Here is a 17,650-nt window from a genome sequence, read left to right as displayed (position 1 = left end):
AAACGAGGCGTTTTAAAACGAATCTATCGCAGAGATCTCATTTGGAATGACAATCGCAAAAAGGATTTTGAAAATCAACAAAGTTTTTGAAAGAGTCACATTTTACAAAAGCATACTCTTATATACTACATAATAAATATAATTAATTAGGATTCTAAATATCGATAAATATATACGATTTACCACCACACACCCCAAATCGTATGAAACACTTTAGAACGGGCAGCTGTCAAGGGGATGGTGAAAGCCTGATTCAATTACCGATATATTCTATAGGATCCATGGTATTGATGGTTTCTCACCACCACAAACCCGGAAGCCATCAATATCTTAATATGGTGGGAAATCCTTACCGAAAACTTTTTCTGCATATAAAATTGCCAAATCAACCTGTGAGCGGTAGCTTTTAAGCATTTCACTTTCAAAATGTTCACGTGAAGGTGAACGCAAAATCAGCTTCAGCAAATCCTCATATGTTTTAACGGCACTATTTTTATCAAAATTATATTCCCTGACAAGTTCAGGAGTCAGCTTTTCAAGGCATGGAAACTCCAGAGTCTTGCATACTGTTTCTGTTGAAAAATAGGTCATTCGAATCAGAGGAGATACGGATGATACCAGAACATGATTTCCAAGCTCTATCAAAGGTGGAATTCCTGTTTTCTTGTATCGCTCCATTGAAGTGAGCTTTTCGTAGTTTTTGAGATTGAAGCAGTGAAGCTCGGTGTAAAAGTCGGGCTCGAAGTATTCAATCAAATCCAGAATCTTACGGCCAGTCTCGGATTCGTAATACTCCTTTTTTATGGTTGAAATATACGGTGTTTTATCAAAATTGTAAAAATAGAATTGTCCACAGGACAGGTCCTCTTCGCTAATCCTTTCAAGGAATTTGCGTGAAGTGACACCCTCATTTCCGTGGACACCTCCAACGAAGAGTTTGGTTGGCCCTTCTCCGTTGTCAATGTATCTGAAATAGGACATAAAAAAATAAATTAAAAGGAACTTATGTTCCTTCCTGCCAGTTGGCCATGTAAGCTTTCTGTTTGTCGGTCAATGAGTCGATTTCAATGCCCATAGCTTTGAGTTTCATGCTTGCAACATTGTAGTCGATTTCATCAGGTGCCTTGGTTACGCCTACAGGCAAATCGTTTTCAAGGATGTGTTTGGCGGATAATGCCTGAACTGCAAAACTCATGTCCATGATTTCTGCAGGGTGTCCCTGTCCACGTGCAGCTGAAAGGTTGACCAAACGACCGTCAGCCAAGAGATAAATCTTACGACCGTCTTTGGTGGTGAATTCCTCAATACTTTCACGTACCTCTTTGACTTCGGTTGAGATAGCCTCAAGGTCAGGCCTGTTGATTTCAACATTGAAGTGTCCGGAGTTTGCAAGCATACATCCGTCTTTCATGTATTTGAAATCATCACCGCAGATAATGTCAGCGTTACCGGTTACGGTGATAATCAAATCAGCCTGTTTTACAGCTTCACGGATGGTCATTACACGGTATCCGTCCATTCTTGCTTCAAGTGCACGGATTGGGTCGACTTCGGTTACGATTACATCGGCACCAAGACCTGCAGCACGAAGTGCAAGTCCTCTTCCACACCAGCCGTATCCGCAGACGACTACGGTTTTTCCGGCAATTACCATGTTGGTTGTACCCATTATAGCATCGAAACTGGATTGACCGGTACCGTAACGGTTGTCGAATAAATATTTTGTATAAGCGTCATTTACAGCAATTACCGGGAATTTCAATGCGCCGTCGGCATGCATTGCCTGAAGTCTGTGTACACCAGTGGTGGTTTCTTCACATGCCCCCTTGATATGGGAGAGCAATTCTTTTCTTTCATTGTGAAGAACCATAATCATGTCAGCTCCGTCGTCAATGATTATGTCAGGTTTGTGATCAAGAACCATGTTGATTGTCTGGTAGTATTCCTCATCATCCTGTTCCCTCCATCCGTAGACGTTCAATCCTAAATCTGCTGCTCCTGCAACAGCGTCATCATGGGTGGATAAAGGGTTACATCCGGTCATTGCAACTTCAGCCCCACCGGCCATAAGGGTCAAACCTAAGTTAATGGTTTTAGGTTCCAGGTGGAGACAGGACCCGATAGTAATGCCTTTGAATGGTTGAGTTTCTAAATATTCTTGCTTGATGTGTTCCAAAACAGGCATGTGTTTTTGAACCCATTCGATTTTTCTTACACCTTCAGGTGCAAGTGACATGTCTTTAACTTTACTCATAATATCATCTTAAAAATTTAGTAATAATTAAATCTTTAATTTAAGAGTTATTAAATATAACTTTTTTTTGAGAATTGACATGCTATTGAAAAAATCAATTTATTTTTTAAATATAATAACAACTTCACTAAAATTTCCCAAAAAAACAAAAACTTTAAATGTAATGATTAAAATATATATATTTGTTAGATGCCGGGGTGGCTCAGCTGGTTAGAGCGCACGGCTCATAGGGTAATAAAGCAGTGCTCTAGCTTATTCCTGGGATACCGTGAGATCGCGGGTTCGAATCCCGCCCCCGGCATCCTAAATCCCAGGAATATATCCATCTAAAACTATTTTTACAAACACTTTTTTTCAAATCATAACAATTTTATAGCTTATTTTACAAAATAAGATTGAGGATTTGAAATGATATACAATACACTTGGAAAAACAGGTTTAGAAGTTTCAAGATTGGGTTTTGGATTAATGAGACTTCCAACCAAAGCCAACAATGCGGATATTGACAAGGTTGAAGCGACCAAGATGCTTGATTATGCAATTGAAAATGGAGTCAACATTTTCGATACCGCTTTTTCGTACCATTCCGAAGTACTGGGAAACAATGGAGAAAGTGAAAACTTCCTTGGTGAATATTTCAGTGAAAACACCCTAAGGGACGAGATTCTCCTTCAGACAAAATCACCTTCATGGGCAATTGAGAAGTTTGAGGATTTTGACTATTATCTTGACGAACAGCTGAAAAAGCTCCAGACTGACTACATTGACCTCTACCTTCTGCATTCCCTCACCGTCCCTGACTGGGAGAAGGTAAGGGATTTGAACGTCATGGATTTCCTTGACGATGCCCTTTCAAGTGGAAAAATAAAACATGTAGGTTTTTCATCCCATATCGAGGTCGACTATGTAATCGAGATTATTGACGAGTATCCGAAATTCGAAGTTGCCCTCACACAGCTGAACTACCTTGACGAGTATTACCAGTCAGGAGTCATGGGAACCAATTACCTGAAGCAGGTGAATATGGGAAGCATGATCATGGAACCTCTCAGAGGAGGAAGACTTGTCAACAACATTCCCGACGAGGTAAACAAGATTTGGGATATGGCAGAAGTCAAAAGGACTCCGGTCGAATGGGGTCTGCAGTACCTCTGGAACCGTGACGATGTGGATTGCGTCTTCAGCGGAATGACCACCCTTGAACAGGTAAAGGACAACGTCAGGATTGCATCAACAGAGGACGTTATTTCAGAATATGACCAGGAGATAATCCGTGAGGTCGCACGTACCTACAGGACATTTTTGGGAAACAACTGTAGCCGCTGCGGCTACTGCATGCCGTGTCCGCATGGTGTGGACATCATAAACTGCCTTACCGAATACAATATCGCACACATGATGGGCGATCCGAAGGCAAGCGCGATGCAGTATTTCTCCCTCATCGATGACGATTCAAGGGCGGACAGCTGTGTGGACTGTAAGGAATGCATTCCGTTCTGTACCCAAATGATTGATATTCCGGCCGAACTCCAGAAGGTTTACGAGTATTTCGGCAGTGACTTTGACCATTTCTGATTTGACTTTTTACAAACGAGTCAAATTTTTTATTCATTTTTATATAGTTTTGAACAAACCACCACATTTTTTAAAATTTTTATGAACTATTTTTATAAAAAAAATTAAAACTTATGCATTAATATATCAAAAATTACAGAAATATCCGTATATATAAAACTTTATATATTACGAATTGGAAATATATCTTTAATAGGAAGAGATTTTCCGACTATTTAAGTTATCGGAGCTTGATTTTAATGAGTGATATCCCAGAAGAAAAGATAGAAAGAATAACAGAAAAGATGAGAGAAGACAATATCAAATTTATCCGTTTACAATTCGTCGACATCAACGGTTCTGTAAAAAATATTGTTATTCCATTCAACGGAAAGGACAACATGAATGAACTGTTCAATGAAGGAATGTTGTTTGACGGTTCATCAATAGCAGGATTCGTTGGAATTAACGACAGTGACCTTGTTCTCAAACCAGACATTGACACATACTCCAGATTATCATGGAGACCTGAAGAGTCCGCAACATGCAGATTCATCTGTGACGTATGGACCCCTGAAAACAAGCCGTTTGCAGGAGACCCAAGGGGAGTTCTTAAAAAATCCCTAAAACACATTGCAGATATGGGACTTCAGTACAACATCGGACCTGAACCTGAATTCTTCATTGTGGACATAGATGAAAACGGATACCCTCTACCATACGATGAAGCCGGATACTTTGATGTTGAACCGCTGGACAAAGGACCAGACTTCAGACGTGAACTGACACTTAACCTTGAAGACCTTGACTTTGAAGTTGAAGCTTCCCACCACGAAGTGGCACCGGGTCAAAACGAAATCGCATTCAAGTTCAAGGACGCACTTAAGACTGCTGATGCAGTAATCACATTCAAACAGGCTATCAAGGCAATTGTAGACAATATGGCTACATTCGACCAGATGGACTACAGGGTAACATTCATGCCTAAACCGTTCTTCGGCGTGAGCGGAAGTGGAATGCACTGTCACCAGTCAGTGTTCAAGGGAGACAGAAACCTGTTTTCAGACCCTGATTCAGAAAGCGGACTATCACAGGACGCACTTCACTTCATGGGAGGACTGCTCAAACACGCACGTGCAGTAACAGCAATCACAAACCCTATCGTCAACTCATACAAACGTCTGGTTCCAGGATACGAAGCTCCAGTATACATGGCATACGGTCTTAGAAACAGATCTGCCCTAATCAGAGTTCCTGCAGCACGTGGAAAGGCTACCCGTATCGAATACAGGTCACCTGACCCTGCATGTAACCCTTACCTTGCATTTACAGTAATGCTTGAGGCAGGTATTGACGGTATCGTCAACAAGATTGACCCAGGAGACCCTGTAGAGGACGACATCTACAGCATGAGCGAAGAGGAAAGGGAAAGAAGAGGAATTGAAGTATTGCCAACCAGTCTATGGGAAGCTTACCATTCCCTTGAAGAGGACCCTCTCATATTAAACGCACTCGGACCTCATGTAAGTGAAAAATTCCTCGAACTCAAATATCAGGAATGGGACGAATACCGTGTTCAGGTATTCGGATACGAACAAAGAAAGTATTTAGACATCTAGTCTAAATATTAATTTTATTTTTTTAGGGGCTTTTTATGACCGAATCAGAACACAGAATGATTGAAATTCTAAGGGTGCTTACAAAACAGGACAAGCCAACCGGTTCCAAGGTAATAGCCGATGAGTTAAAGGAGAAGGGATTCAACCTTGGTGAACGTGCCGTTAGATACCATATGCAAATTCTTGATGAGAAGGGATATACGGAAAAGAAAGGATATTCCGGTAGAGTCATCACGGATTTGGGTCGTGAAAAGCTTGAGAAGGGATTGATTTATGACCAGGTTGATTTTATCTATTCAAAATTTGAAGAAATGATTTATTTGACTGACTTCCGATATAGGCAGCAAAAGGGAAATGTCGTTGTCAACACTTCAACCATTTATAACAAAGAATCAATCAATATAATGAAAGAAATTTTTACAAGCGGTCTTTCTGTTAGTCCTTACGTTAATATAAATGAAGATGAAGACACAGGTGAAATCGAAGTCACAACTATATGCGGAACAACAATCGACGGGGTGCTTCTCAATGAGGGAATAGCCTCACAACCGCAATATGGGGGACTCCTAAAAATTGAAGATTTCAAGCCGGTGCACTTCACCGAACTGATATCCTACAAAAAGACTTCAATCACCCCATTGGATGCCTTTGCAAACTCCAACCTGACCTCAGTGCTGGATGCCATTAACACAGGAAGCGGATTGGTCCCGGCAAACTTCAGACTGATTCCGGGAATCGCAAAGGAAAGGACCGTGAACATAATCGAGGAACTTGACAGGATTGGAATAGGCGGAGTTATCGGAATCTCCGAAGAGGGAAAGGACCTTTTGGGCCTTCCGGTTCCTGACGGAATGATTGGAATTGCAATCATTGGCGGAATAACCCCATTCTGTGCAATCAAGGAAATGGGTGAAAAGATAGACCTCAAAATAGCTGAAGAGATAAGGGATTTCGCCACATTAAGTCCGATAACATCACAAATCAACTCACCTCTGCAGGCACCAACAGCCCAGAAAGTGCCGAAAATACCATTCATACTATCAAAATCTTGGAATCTAATCCAGCAGGTTGATTTCGATATAGAAAAACAGAAGGGAAACATAATAGCCAATGTGTCCTACCTCAACAGGGACGATCTGGATGATGCAATGGAGATTATGGAGGATGCATACAACAACAATCCGAAATACATAAATCCATACTATAAGATAATTCCGCATCCGGAAAATGACGAAAAGGTAGGTATAGCAACAATCTGCAGTTTGAGCATTGACGGAATCCTTATAAAGAATGGAATAATGAGCAATCCGAAATTCAGCGGACTTCTGAAGCTGACCGAACCGCCACTCTTTATTGACATGATCTCATATAACGGAACAACACTGGACCCTCATAAAATCTTTCTGTCAAAAGATATGACCTCAATATCAAATGCCGACGGTCCAAACAAGATATTGGCAAGTGTAAAGGAAATTCCATACATCACAAGGGACCATGCTGTGGAAATATTGAACATACTGAACAACATAGGATTTTCAATATATAAAATAGGTAAACCAAGGGAACTTGTATACAACTCCAAGGTTGACAACTATAATTTTGGAGTCATCACCGGCGGTGGTCTGAACTCAATCGGTGCAATTAAAGAACAGGGAATAGACCTTGAAATTAAGGCCGTTGAAAAATTAGTTAAATTTGAAAAAATGGATAGACTGTAGTTAAACTACATCTACCTCAACACTTTCACCATCTTTTGGATAATGGATAAATTCAATAATGTCATCCTGGACTTCCAGTACATCTACTTCTATTGTAGCACCCAGTTCACTTTCATCAAGGGAAATCATCAATTTGAATCCAGGTTTGCCGAAATATTCTGAAAAGTCAACGTTTATGATCTCACCTTCAGCATAAATCCTGTTGTATGAAAGTTCTATTCTGTCATGCATTTTTACATTTTCTCTTAGGTACTCTACTGCTTGAGGTGTAGTTAATTCTAAAGTTTTCATGATACTCCCTCCTATATATTAAAGTATGTCTTTTAACATATAAATGTTTGTATCAATACGAACAAAAAAAATAATGAATAAAAAAAAGTTGAACTATAAAAGTTCAATGACTATTTCCTTACCGTCGTGAACATGGCGCATTTCAAGCAAATCCTCACCGATTTCATTAAAATCGACTTCAATGGATTGATTTAGGATTTCACCTGTTAACTGCAAACCAACTCTGAGACCTTCTCCAGTGACTTCATCCTCTTCTGTAATACCTAAAACTTCACCCGGAGCAAAGATACGATTGTAGGAAATTTCCAGAATATCAGTAACTTCAACATTGTTCCTGACATATTCAATAGCTTCTTCCAAGGTCATTTGTACTTCTTCTACCATAATAATCGCCTGTTTTAAAAAAAAGAAAAAAGAGAGAGGAATTATAAATTCCTGTATTCTCTGATTGAAGTATATTCGTCGTCTAATTCGCCGTATTCAGCTAATTTTTCTTTGTTAGCTTCAGCGCCTAAGTAAAGGTTACCTTTACCGTTAAGACCAATATCTCCAGTATATTTAATGTATTTACCTTCGAAAGTAATACCTTCTACTTCAGGATCTACTACGACACCGTCGAGAACAAATCCTTCGAGTAATCTACCGAGGAATCCATGAATGATGATATTACCGTTTTTCATTTGTCCACCAGGCCAACGGTTTACGTCACCGTCAATTTCAATGATACCTTTGGTCATGTGAATACCAGCTAAGATATCACAGTTACCTTTAACGTGGATTTTTCCACCGGTTAAACATTCACCACATTGTTTTCCAGCGTTACCGCCAACAACGATTTCTCCTCCGGTCATACCTCTCCATTCACCAATGTAAGAAGCACCAGTGAATTCTTTGGTATTTCCTTCAATTTCAAGGTATCCACCAGACATTTCTCTACCAGCGTGAGCTGCTGCGTTACCTTTAACGAGAATGGATCCACCGGACATTTCTGCACCTACGTGTAAATCTACACTACCGTTACAGACGATGTTTCCACCGCTCATTTTACAACCGATGTATTTTACTCTGTTTAAGTCACCGTTTAAAATCATTTCTACTTCATCAGGTCCTGCTGCTTCTCCTTCAACGGTTACATTGAAGTAGTCAGTTAATGGGAATCTTGAGTTTCCGATTGGGACTTGATATTTAGCAAAATCAGCTTCAGTCCAGGAGAAAATTTCATCTGGAATTAATTCATCGAATTCTAAAGCGATTGAAGAAGTTTTTATTTGATCAAATGTTATTGTTTTCAAATTAAACACCCCTATTTACCATCTACATCTACAACAATTGGGTTTGATACATAGTGGTCGTGTACTGGGTAGTTTTCCCATTTAACTGAGTAGTATTGGGTGAAGAACGGCATAATGTTGTCGATAACTTTTTGCTCGTTTTGTTCCCATCCTTTTACGTTAACCCAAATGTTTTGACTTTCTTTAACTTTTACAATTTCTTTGTCTTTTACTAAGATTTGACCATCTTTAATTGTGTATTGAGCTACGTCGAAACCTTTTTCGATGTCAGCAGCTTGTTTGGATGGGTCAATATCATTAGGATTTATGTCGTATACAGCAATGTCTGCTCTGTATCCAGGAGTAAGTGCACCTCTGTCGGTGAATCCGTAGATTTTAGCAGGAGCAGCTCTTGTAATAGTTGCAATATCGTAGAAATCGTATTCTCTTTCAAGAGTTGGGAGTAAAGTTCTTTTGTGTACCCATTTGTGAACTTCATTGTCGCACATTTCTTGTCTTCTTTCGTTACTCATTAACCAGGAAATGATTCTAGGATATCTGGTAAATGGACCTGCGTTAGGGTGGTCAGTGGTTAAACATACTCTCCATGGGTCTTCAATTAACAAGAATAATTCAAGACCAATAGCCCATTGTAAGGTACTGACAGGGCTTTTCTTGGAGTAAATACATGGAATGATACCTGCTGCAGTTTCACATTCAATATCCTTGTTGGTCCATTTAAGACCGGATAATTTGAATAAGTCGTATTCCATAGGAGCGTCTGCAGTCATGGTAGTGGTTTCGTCGAAAGTTACCTGACCGATATCACAGGTTAAGTTGTCAGCTTTGTTGAAGTGTTTAGCGACTTCTTCAGCACCGGAAGTTACATCTTTCCAGCTGTTTCCTAAGTAGGAGTGGAACTGTAAGTGAGTTAAGTGCATAACTTGGTCTCTGACTTCTGCTGCGCCTTTACCTTTTTTGATTCCTTTAACAGCATCCATGGTTTCGATTGTGGTTGGTACGTTACCAGGGTGTCCTAAGTCGTTAGGGTGAATGTGGATAGAGTGAGGTAAGTTTAACATTTCGTTAGCTTTTGCGAGTGCAATAATAACTTCTTTGGAAGTTACGTCAAAGTAAGGAGCTTTGTCGTTTACACCGTGTACGTTCATACCCCATCCCCATGCTTCACTTCCACATGGGTTTACGATTTTGATACCGTAACCTTTGGATATTTTTAACCATGCAGATACGAATGCTGCAATGTCTTCAATATTATTATCTTTTGCGTATTCCATTACGAACCAGTTGTTACCGAATAATGGTAAAGCTGGAATATCTAATTGTGGGAATAGTTGCGATTTCTTCGTGAGTGTGTTTTGCTTCAAGAGGAGGCATAGCTGCTTCTACAACAGTACCGTAACCTAATCTTGAGTATCTGTAACCGGTTGCAGGACAACTTGGAATGGAGAAACCAGATTCTGATCTTAATACTTTAGTTTTTTGAGTAACACCTCTTCTGGAATCTTCAGGTCTGTATAATCTTCCTACTACTAATTTAGGACCTGCAACGTGTGCGTGAGGGTCAACACCAGCTGGCATGACTATTTTATCGGTAACGTCTAAGACTTTAGCATCAGCGGAAACACTATCTACAATAATACCATCTTTGAACATTACGTCCATCTTTTCCCCGTTGACTTCGTTAGCAGGGTCGTAGACAATACCGTTTTTAAGAATATATTCCATTATATCACCTTTATAGTGCATTTGGATTTGGCACATATTTTGGAGCTACGTTTGGCTCTTCTCTGAGTTTCATTACTCTTTCTTTCAATTCACGGACAATCCATTCGTCGTCACGACAGGTTTCTGGTTTGTCGATTGCTTTTTTCATGTAGATAGGAACTCCATCCATACGATAACTGGTACCAGCACATTCTACAGCAATGAATGAACCTGGTAATACAACATCAGCAAGTTCGGTAGATGGTCCCCAGTGAATATCGATTTGAATAACAGGAATGTTAGCTAAGTGTTGGTTTGCTCCGTTAGGGAAGTGAGCACCAGGGTCAGCTGCAATAACCATGAAACAGTCTGGTTCTTTCCTTACTAATAAATCGATAGTGTTGGTTTCACCCATCATATATCTTGGGTAACCTCTAGCATAGTCTACACCGAAAGCGAATCCACATTCGAATGCCATGAAAATGTTGAATCCGTTTACGTTAAAGTGACCTCTCATTGGAGTAAGACCCCATTTACTGTATTTGTTTAAGTCTTGAACCATTTTAATAGCAATATCAATGTTTCTTTGTTTTGATAATGTGTGGGTTAAACCTAAACCGAAGAAGAGAACACCGAATTCTGCGTTTTTCATTTCTTCTGCTAATTCGTAAATGTCTTCTTTAGGAATACCGGAAATTACGTCTTGGTATAATTCTTTTCCTCTGAGAACTGCTCTAATAGCGTTGTAGAAACCGTAGTCTCCGTTTTGTTCAAATCCAATCCATTTGTCTGAACATTTAGCGGTATCGGAGAATTTAGGGTCCATGGTAACAACGGTTCTGTCGAATCTTCCTCTTTGTCTGAAGTATCCACGACAGAAAGCAGCGTATCTTGCTAAGTGTCTTGGGTGAGAGTTCATAGCGTTACTTCCAGAATAAACAATCATGTCTGCTCTGTTTTGAACTTCCCCTAAAGTTTGAATAGGGTAACCTGCGTTTTGCACAGCTTGGAGAGAAGGTCCGTGACAGATAGTAGCTTGGTTATCTAATACTGCACCGATGTATTCACCTAATGCTACTCCTTCTTTCATACATTCAGTTGAAGTTTCAGACCAACCGTAGAATACTGGTCTTACGGAATTAGCGATGTATTCAGCAGCTTTGTCTAAAGCGGTATCCCAGTCAACTTCTTTGAGTTCTCCGTTTTCATCCCTAATCATTGGAACAAGTAATCTTTGATCCATATCTTCCATAATTTTACTTGCCCCTAATCTGCATGCGTGTCTTACAGCAACTACGTGACCGTCTTTAACTAAGTAGTCTAAGTCGTCACAGTTACAACCACAGAACGCACAGGTACAATTTTCAACAATGTGATCATAATCAGTTACAGGTGGTTCATAAGTCATGGTCAATCAACTCCTCCCATTTACGTCCGTGATAAACAGGTAATTCACCTAAAGATTCCATGTTTTCAACAACATCGTCATCTTCTTCATCAACGTATTTTTTGTATACCCATCTCATTAAGTCTGCCATGAGTAATACTTTTCTGTCGGTTTTTTCGACAGTACATCTGATTCCTTTGTAGGTTGGGTCAGAACAGCAGTAAGTGTCGTGACTTACAATAGTGTTAGCCCATGGTCCTTTACAAATGAATACAGTTCCTTCGTGAGGTGCATCTCTTGATACTGCACAGTTTACTACAACTTCACCGAAATCGGTTTTTACAAGTACGGTATCCCAGTTGTTTACACCTAATTTTGCCATATCTCTTGGATCCATGTAGCAGGTACCAGAAGCGTTTTTGTATTCTTCTTTTAAGGTGGATCCTCTTTTTTTACAAGCACCTTGGTAGATGTCGGAACCGGTGTTTAACATACATTTTAATACATCGGTTGTTCCTTCACCAGTAATTTTTACATCAGGCACTACAGGTTTTTCTAAATAAGTATTAGCATAATGCATAAATTAATCCCCCTATTCTAACCATATAGCATTTACTGGGCAAAACATTTGACATGTTCCACATTCTTCACATTTTTCAGGACTGAAAAGTTTGATGAATCCGTTTTCTACCATCATAATAACTTCTTCAGTCTTTGCACCGTTACCACCAGCATTTTCTGGACTGATAGCAGCATTAACAGGACATGCGATTACACAAATCCCGCATCCTAAACAATTATCTTGATTAACTTTAAGTTCCATCGAATCACCTAATCTTTAATTGCGTCTAAAGCTTCTTTCCAGGTAGTTGAGTTAATAGGTGTGTGATCGATTTCAGTTCTGGTTACAGTAATTGCACCGTTAGGACATGCTTTTGCACATGCTTTACATTTTACACAGTAGTCACCGTTTGCAATAACGTGTTCCATTCTGGAACCAGAACCGGATGATACTGGGAATGCTAAAGCATTACAACCACAAATATCAACACAAGCTCCACAAGCTTGACATTTATCATCGTCAATTTCGATTGTACCTTGGAATGGTTTTTTGTGTTTTGCTGCGTCAGTTGGACATACTCCTTCACACCAGCCACAGAATACACAGAGTTCTGAGTCAATGATGGAGTTTCCTTTTACTACAGCTTTTGCAGGATCTAAGTCGTATTCTCCATAGCTGCATGATCTACATACTGCTTTGATAGCGTTGGTAGGACAAGCTTTTTTACATACTAAACAGTAAACACATGCATCTTTGTCGATAACGATTGATTCTTTACCAGTTTCTTTATCAACGACAATTGCTTCTGCAGGACATAATTCTTCACATACGCCACAGTAAATACATTCATCATCGTCAACTTGGATTTCACCAGTTACTAAGTCTGCACGGTCTGGTAAAACTCTTTCAATGACAATAGCGTCACGTGGACATGCGATTTCACATCTTTTACAGTAAATACATTCATCATCATCGATTTCTGAGAAAGCGTTGTAATGAGGGTATGCATCAATTTCTTTGATAGGTGTGCCGTCAATAGTTAATACTAATGCATCAACAGGACATAATCCGGAGCACATACCACATAATACACATTTACTTTCGTCAATGCTTATTCTTTGAACATCAAAGTCATCTTTGAAGTTTTGAGCGATCTTTTCGTGACCACTGAAGTATACGTCGTTAGAGATTCTGTGACGTGCGTCTACAGCAATTGCGTTTAAGGTAATTGCTTCGACAGGACAAGTAGATTCACAAATCCCACAACCTAAACATACATGGTCGTTGAAAGACAAGTTTCTGACTTCTTCAGCAGATCTTGTAATGTCAAAGTTGTTGTCTTTAACCTCTTTTAAATTTCTAATCATATTCAATCTCCAAAATTTTTATAGAATTAGTTGGGCAATCGTCGCTACAAAGCTCGCAGCCACAACATTGTATGGAGTCTGCATGCGCTTGCAATGATTCTAATTTAATAGCTTTCATTGTACATGCATTTACACATAAGCCGCAACCAATACAGGAATCTTCTATAATTACTTCGAAATCTCTTTCTCTGCAAATATTCACAATTTTTCGACTCTGTTCTGGTTCGTCAAATATTGCCTCGGCCATTTTCAAGAAATCCGGGGGTGACAACTCGGTTATTGTCCTTGCAACGTCAATGGAGTTCCAAGAGAGGTTTCTGCCATTCAGATAGTGTGATATGGTAGACCTGTCAACACCAAGCTGGTCAGCAATTTCTTGATGACTTGCCCCTGCATCTTTCAACTTGACCGCAGCCAAATATTTCAGACCAGATGCAATATGTTTCGGCATTTGAAAACCACCAATGTGTAATGATATAAAATATATTTACTTATATAAATATAGTTGTCTACTAGAATTAAGTCGAAAGCCTTAAATATAACTGTGGGAATACTACACATTAAGACTTAAAGATATCAAGTATAAGAAGTTTAAATTAGATATAACCTATTTTATGAAGATTATATTAGAATATAAAAAAACAAATTGGATTATTTAAATAATAATATGATTACAATTGATATCTACTGAAATTATTACGAAAATTGATTGAAATTTGTAATAAAAAATTACCTTAAAAGTATTACAAAATCATGAAAAATCAGGTAAAATTTTTAGGTTAACCTAAATTGTGTAGTAACTACACATGAAAATCTGAAAACCTCATGAAAATTGAGAAATCCCTAAAAAACAGAACAATAATCAAGATTTCATGCACCATCAAGATTTTTGAAATTCATAAAAATTCACCGAAAAAACAAGAATTTTTCAATTTTTCCAAATACGAATAATGTAAGAAATACATGCCAATTCATCAAAATGTGTAGTAACTACACATTATTCAATTAGAAATTTTTAATTAATACGAATAATATATAATATATACAAAGGGAGATTATGAAATGAAAATTGTATCTATAGTTGGTAAAAAAAATACGGGAAAGACTTCACTGACAATAAAAGTTATTGAAGAACTGAAAAAAAGAGGCTATAATGTGGCCTCAATCAAGCACTCTCACCATTCTATAGAAATGGATAAGGAAAACACCGACACCTGGAGACACAAACAGGCCGGTGCAAATCTGGTTGTAGGAGTTGGATCAACAACATTCTTCAACTCCAGAAGCGAAATGGACCTTAACCGAATCCTGTATTTGATCAAACATATGGGCGATTTTGATTTCGTGATAATCGAGGGATTCAAAAAATACAACTATCCCAAAATCATAACCTCTCCCGACGTGCGAGACGAATACACCATCGCAGAAATCGATTCATTTACAATTACTCCCGAAGGCGTAAGTGAACTTGCAGACCTTATTGAGAAAAGGGGCCATGACATTGTAGATACACTGTTTGCAAACAACTGCGGATTCAACAACGGTGAGACAATCGCTTCAGAGATAAGAAACGGCAATTTAAGTGTTGAAGATTTGGACAAGACCCACAGTTACCTCTCAATAGACGGCAAGGTGGTTGGCCTCAACCGTTTTGTAAGCAAATACCTGAAGGAAAGTGTAATAGGCGTGATAAACACCCTTAACCTTAATGATTTTGGAGTTGAGGATATCGGCAAAATCGAACTGCTCATTCCAAATGAAAACACCGCCCAAAATCCGACAGATGCAGACTGCAGCATTCAGATAAATGACAAGGGTCTTGACATCAACGCATTTACAAAAAACATCGTTTCCAATTCCGTAAAGGGAATGGTAAGCTCAATAAAAACCGAGGATGATGTCAGGCTCATCGAAGCCGAGATAACCGATATCGGGGAGAATCTGGAAAACGCAAGCATTGCACTCAAGACCAACGGACATGACGTTGAACTCAATGCCTTCACACAGGGAATACTTAAGGAGACAATATATGCAATTGTTTCATCCCTTAAAATCGATGAAGACATCCTTAAAATAACAATTAAAGTGGAAGAAAGATAATATGCTGGAAAACGTTGTAAGAGATAAATATGAAAGACCAATTCTTTCACTGAGAATCACACTGACAAACAGATGTAACGTAAACTGCCTGTACTGCCATCATGACGGCATGGTAAAGTCCAGTGAGGAGATGACAGCTGACGAACTCTACACAATCTGTAAGATTGCCAAAAAAATCGGTGTTCGCAAGATCCGTTTGTCCGGTGGGGAGCCTTTGCTTAAAAAGGACATTGTTGAAATAGTCGAAAAAATCGCAAGCCTTGACTTCAAGGACATTTCCATGACAACCAACGGAATACTTCTTGAAAAATATGCTCAGGACCTGAAGGACGCCGGCCTTGACAGGGTCAATGTCAGCCTGGATACGCTTGACCGTGAAACCTTTGAGTTCATCACCAAAAAGGACTATCTTGAGGATGCCAAGAGAGGAATCCTTAAGGCAGTTGAGGTTGGCCTTTATCCGGTTAAAATCAACATGGTCATCATGAAGGACATAAACCAGAATGAAATCGATGACATGTTCAAGTTCTGTAAGGAAAATGACATTGTTCTCCAGCTGATTGAACTGATTGAAAGTGAAAACTGTGAGGACGACAAGTTCAGTGCCGACTATCATTATAATCTCGATGAAATTGAAAAAGAGTTGGCTGATATAGCTGATGATGTTCGTGAACGTGAATTTATGCAGGGACGTAAAAAATATTACATAGACGGTGGAGAAATCGAGGTAGTCAAGCCTGTCGATAACGCTAAATTTTGCGCAAAATGCTCCAGATTGAGGATAACACCCGATGGAAAAATCAAGCCATGCCTTCTTAGAAACGACAATCTGGTCGAACTCATAACACATGTGAGAAATGGCGAAAGTGAGGAAAAACTTGAGGAAATTTTTATCAACGGAATCAACAAAAGGGAACCTTTCAATACGGAATAACCCTTATTATTTTTTAGCTGAAAATATAACATTGTTAAGTCATCATCTCAAAAAAAAGAAAAAAATAGGAAATAAGGAAGAATCCTTATAACCATTTAGCTTTGGATACGTGGTCGGTAAATGGAAGTGGGTCGTCACTGCCCATACCTGGGATGTATCCGTAGATTTCTCTAACTTTGTTGTTTACAGTACTCCATACTTTAGCTACAGGGATTTCACATGGACATACTTCGGAACATTGACCACAGTTAGTACATGCGTCAACCATGTGCACCATACGGGTTAAGTGGAAGAATGGTGCAGCAGGAGTGTATCCACCAGGTACCCATTCAGGACCTTCAGCTTCGAGACAGCAGTCTTCACAGAAACATAATGGACATGCTTCACGACAGCCGTAACATTTCATACATTTAGAGAATTCGTCTTCGTATTGGTAGAATACGTCGATGATGTCTCCGGTAGTTCCTGCGTAATCGATGTCTTTTTTAGCTTGGGATTCTTTTAACATGAAGTTGTTAATGTTTTCTCTGATTTTGACACCTTTTGGATTTGGTTCTTCGGTAGCAATTAAACCTGCTTCAATTACTTTACCTAAAACGTCAGCACCAGTTTCTGAGAATACTTCAACAAAAGTAGCTTTTCCTGCTAAAGGACCGATAACTCCCCAGTTACCTAAAGCTAAGTCAGCATTGGAAGGGATTTTGAGATTACATCTTTGACAGTTTTCTCTTCTACCCATACCTTGTTCTTCTAATTCATCGATTTTGAAAGCTTTTTCGCCGTCAGCAGTTTCCATGATGAGTTTACCTTTAGCGATTTCTTCTTTGACAACGTCTTTAGGATCTAAATCGTATACATCTCTAATCAT

General features: G+C 39.2%; 16 protein-coding genes, 1 tRNA gene and 1 pseudogene. 6 read left to right on the top strand and 12 right to left on the bottom strand.

Annotated features, from left to right (window positions below):
• Positions 1 to 330: 330 nt before the first annotated feature.
• Together QZV03_RS10695 and QZV03_RS10690 are read right to left on the bottom strand one after the other, a co-directional pair.
• Entirely contained in the window at positions 331 to 981 is a 651-nt protein-coding gene (locus QZV03_RS10695) for a DUF2119 domain-containing protein (protein WP_296876660.1), read from the bottom strand.
• Between the two features lie 22 nt (positions 982 to 1,003).
• The gene (locus QZV03_RS10690) at positions 1,004 to 2,254 is read right to left on the bottom strand and encodes an adenosylhomocysteinase (RefSeq protein WP_296876658.1); all 1,251 of its coding nucleotides are present in this window, start codon (positions 2,252 to 2,254) and stop codon (positions 1,004 to 1,006) included.
• Positions 2,255 to 2,445: 191 nt separating this feature from the next.
• On the opposite strand from QZV03_RS10690, the gene QZV03_RS10685 reads away from it, so the two are divergent.
• From QZV03_RS10685 to QZV03_RS10670, 4 genes are all read left to right on the top strand, one after another.
• Positions 2,446 to 2,555: transfer RNA gene (locus QZV03_RS10685), tRNA-Met, on the top strand.
• A 107-nt stretch (positions 2,556 to 2,662) separates the two neighbouring features.
• Positions 2,663 to 3,829: an aldo/keto reductase gene (locus QZV03_RS10680; RefSeq protein ID WP_296876656.1), complete on the top strand. Its 1,167-nt coding sequence runs from the start codon at positions 2,663 to 2,665 to the stop codon at positions 3,827 to 3,829.
• A gap of 239 nt (positions 3,830 to 4,068) precedes the next feature.
• A complete protein-coding gene (glnA, locus tag QZV03_RS10675; RefSeq protein WP_296876654.1) occupies positions 4,069 to 5,427 on the top strand; it encodes a type I glutamate--ammonia ligase in 1,359 nt (452 codons plus the stop codon).
• Between the two features lie 35 nt (positions 5,428 to 5,462).
• Positions 5,463 to 7,145, top strand: coding sequence for a DUF128 domain-containing protein (locus QZV03_RS10670; protein WP_296876652.1), 1,683 nt, complete (start codon positions 5,463 to 5,465; stop codon positions 7,143 to 7,145).
• On the opposite strand, the gene QZV03_RS10665 is transcribed toward QZV03_RS10670, so the two are convergent.
• From QZV03_RS10665 to QZV03_RS10625, 9 genes and pseudogenes are all read right to left on the bottom strand, one after another.
• Entirely contained in the window at positions 7,146 to 7,436 is a 291-nt protein-coding gene (locus QZV03_RS10665; RefSeq protein WP_296876651.1) for a DUF2097 domain-containing protein, read from the bottom strand.
• A gap of 93 nt (positions 7,437 to 7,529) precedes the next feature.
• Positions 7,530 to 7,820 (bottom strand): DUF2097 domain-containing protein, encoded by a 291-nt coding sequence (locus QZV03_RS10660; RefSeq protein WP_296876649.1) that lies wholly within the window; start codon positions 7,818 to 7,820, stop codon positions 7,530 to 7,532.
• A 41-nt stretch (positions 7,821 to 7,861) separates the two neighbouring features.
• A complete protein-coding gene (locus QZV03_RS10655; RefSeq protein WP_296876647.1) occupies positions 7,862 to 8,737 on the bottom strand; it encodes a formylmethanofuran dehydrogenase subunit C in 876 nt (291 codons plus the stop codon).
• Between the two features lie 2 nt (positions 8,738 to 8,739).
• A pseudogene (locus tag QZV03_RS10650) lies at positions 8,740 to 10,456 on the bottom strand (formylmethanofuran dehydrogenase subunit A).
• Positions 10,457 to 10,463: 7 nt separating this feature from the next.
• Entirely contained in the window at positions 10,464 to 11,840 is a 1,377-nt protein-coding gene (locus QZV03_RS10645; RefSeq protein ID WP_296876645.1) for a formylmethanofuran dehydrogenase subunit B, read from the bottom strand.
• Complete coding sequence (locus QZV03_RS10640; protein WP_067040048.1) at positions 11,830 to 12,399, bottom strand: molybdopterin dinucleotide binding domain-containing protein; 570 nt, start codon at positions 12,397 to 12,399, stop codon at positions 11,830 to 11,832. The genes QZV03_RS10645 and QZV03_RS10640 overlap by 11 nt, the downstream gene beginning before the upstream one ends.
• Before the next feature lie 12 nt (positions 12,400 to 12,411).
• Positions 12,412 to 12,642, bottom strand: coding sequence for a ferredoxin family protein (locus tag QZV03_RS10635; protein WP_292743149.1), 231 nt, complete (start codon positions 12,640 to 12,642; stop codon positions 12,412 to 12,414).
• Positions 12,643 to 12,650: 8 nt separating this feature from the next.
• Entirely contained in the window at positions 12,651 to 13,748 is a 1,098-nt protein-coding gene (gene fwdF / locus QZV03_RS10630; protein ID WP_296876643.1) for a tungsten-dependent formylmethanofuran dehydrogenase subunit FwdF, read from the bottom strand.
• Positions 13,741 to 14,199 (bottom strand): 4Fe-4S binding protein, encoded by a 459-nt coding sequence (locus QZV03_RS10625; protein WP_296876641.1) that lies wholly within the window; start codon positions 14,197 to 14,199, stop codon positions 13,741 to 13,743. The genes fwdF and QZV03_RS10625 overlap by 8 nt, the downstream gene beginning before the upstream one ends.
• Before the next feature lie 611 nt (positions 14,200 to 14,810).
• Here QZV03_RS10625 and mobB point away from each other — a divergent pair.
• Complete coding sequence (gene mobB, locus QZV03_RS10620) at positions 14,811 to 15,848, top strand: molybdopterin-guanine dinucleotide biosynthesis protein B (protein WP_296876639.1); 1,038 nt, start codon at positions 14,811 to 14,813, stop codon at positions 15,846 to 15,848.
• 1 nt (position 15,849) lies between these two features.
• Complete coding sequence (gene moaA / locus QZV03_RS10615) at positions 15,850 to 16,782, top strand: GTP 3',8-cyclase MoaA (RefSeq protein WP_296876637.1); 933 nt, start codon at positions 15,850 to 15,852, stop codon at positions 16,780 to 16,782.
• Between the two features lie 85 nt (positions 16,783 to 16,867).
• Here the strand turns inward: moaA and QZV03_RS10610 are convergent.
• On the bottom strand, positions 16,868 to 17,650 hold a 783-nt coding region (locus QZV03_RS10610; RefSeq protein ID WP_296876634.1), incomplete at its 5' end, for a Coenzyme F420 hydrogenase/dehydrogenase, beta subunit C-terminal domain.

The organism is uncultured Methanobrevibacter sp. (assembly GCF_902788255.1).
Classification (GTDB): Archaea; Methanobacteriota; Methanobacteria; order Methanobacteriales; family Methanobacteriaceae; genus Methanocatella.
This window is presented reverse-complemented; position numbering and strand designations above follow the sequence as displayed.

Excerpts from the sequence above, each read along its gene's own strand:
- mobB (WP_296876639.1), top strand. The coding sequence starts at position 14,811 with ATGAAAATTGTATCTATAGTTGGTAAAAAAAATACGGGAAAGACTTCA.
- QZV03_RS10645 (WP_296876645.1), bottom strand. The coding sequence starts at position 11,840 with ATGACTTATGAACCACCTGTAACTGATTATGATCACATTGTTGAAAAT.
- QZV03_RS10635 (WP_292743149.1), bottom strand. The coding sequence starts at position 12,642 with ATGGAACTTAAAGTTAATCAAGATAATTGTTTAGGATGCGGGATTTGT.
- QZV03_RS10640 (WP_067040048.1), bottom strand. The coding sequence starts at position 12,399 with ATGCATTATGCTAATACTTATTTAGAAAAACCTGTAGTGCCTGATGTA.
- QZV03_RS10660 (WP_296876649.1), bottom strand. The coding sequence starts at position 7,820 with ATGGTAGAAGAAGTACAAATGACCTTGGAAGAAGCTATTGAATATGTC.
- moaA (WP_296876637.1), top strand. The coding sequence starts at position 15,850 with ATGCTGGAAAACGTTGTAAGAGATAAATATGAAAGACCAATTCTTTCA.
- QZV03_RS10625 (WP_296876641.1), bottom strand. The coding sequence starts at position 14,199 with ATGCCGAAACATATTGCATCTGGTCTGAAATATTTGGCTGCGGTCAAG.
- QZV03_RS10665 (WP_296876651.1), bottom strand. The coding sequence starts at position 7,436 with ATGAAAACTTTAGAATTAACTACACCTCAAGCAGTAGAGTACCTAAGA.
- QZV03_RS10680 (WP_296876656.1), top strand. The coding sequence starts at position 2,663 with ATGATATACAATACACTTGGAAAAACAGGTTTAGAAGTTTCAAGATTG.
- fwdF (WP_296876643.1), bottom strand. The coding sequence starts at position 13,748 with ATGATTAGAAATTTAAAAGAGGTTAAAGACAACAACTTTGACATTACA.
- QZV03_RS10670 (WP_296876652.1), top strand. The coding sequence starts at position 5,463 with ATGACCGAATCAGAACACAGAATGATTGAAATTCTAAGGGTGCTTACA.
- glnA (WP_296876654.1), top strand. The coding sequence starts at position 4,069 with ATGAGTGATATCCCAGAAGAAAAGATAGAAAGAATAACAGAAAAGATG.
- QZV03_RS10695 (WP_296876660.1), bottom strand. The coding sequence starts at position 981 with ATGTCCTATTTCAGATACATTGACAACGGAGAAGGGCCAACCAAACTC.
- QZV03_RS10690 (WP_296876658.1), bottom strand. The coding sequence starts at position 2,254 with ATGAGTAAAGTTAAAGACATGTCACTTGCACCTGAAGGTGTAAGAAAA.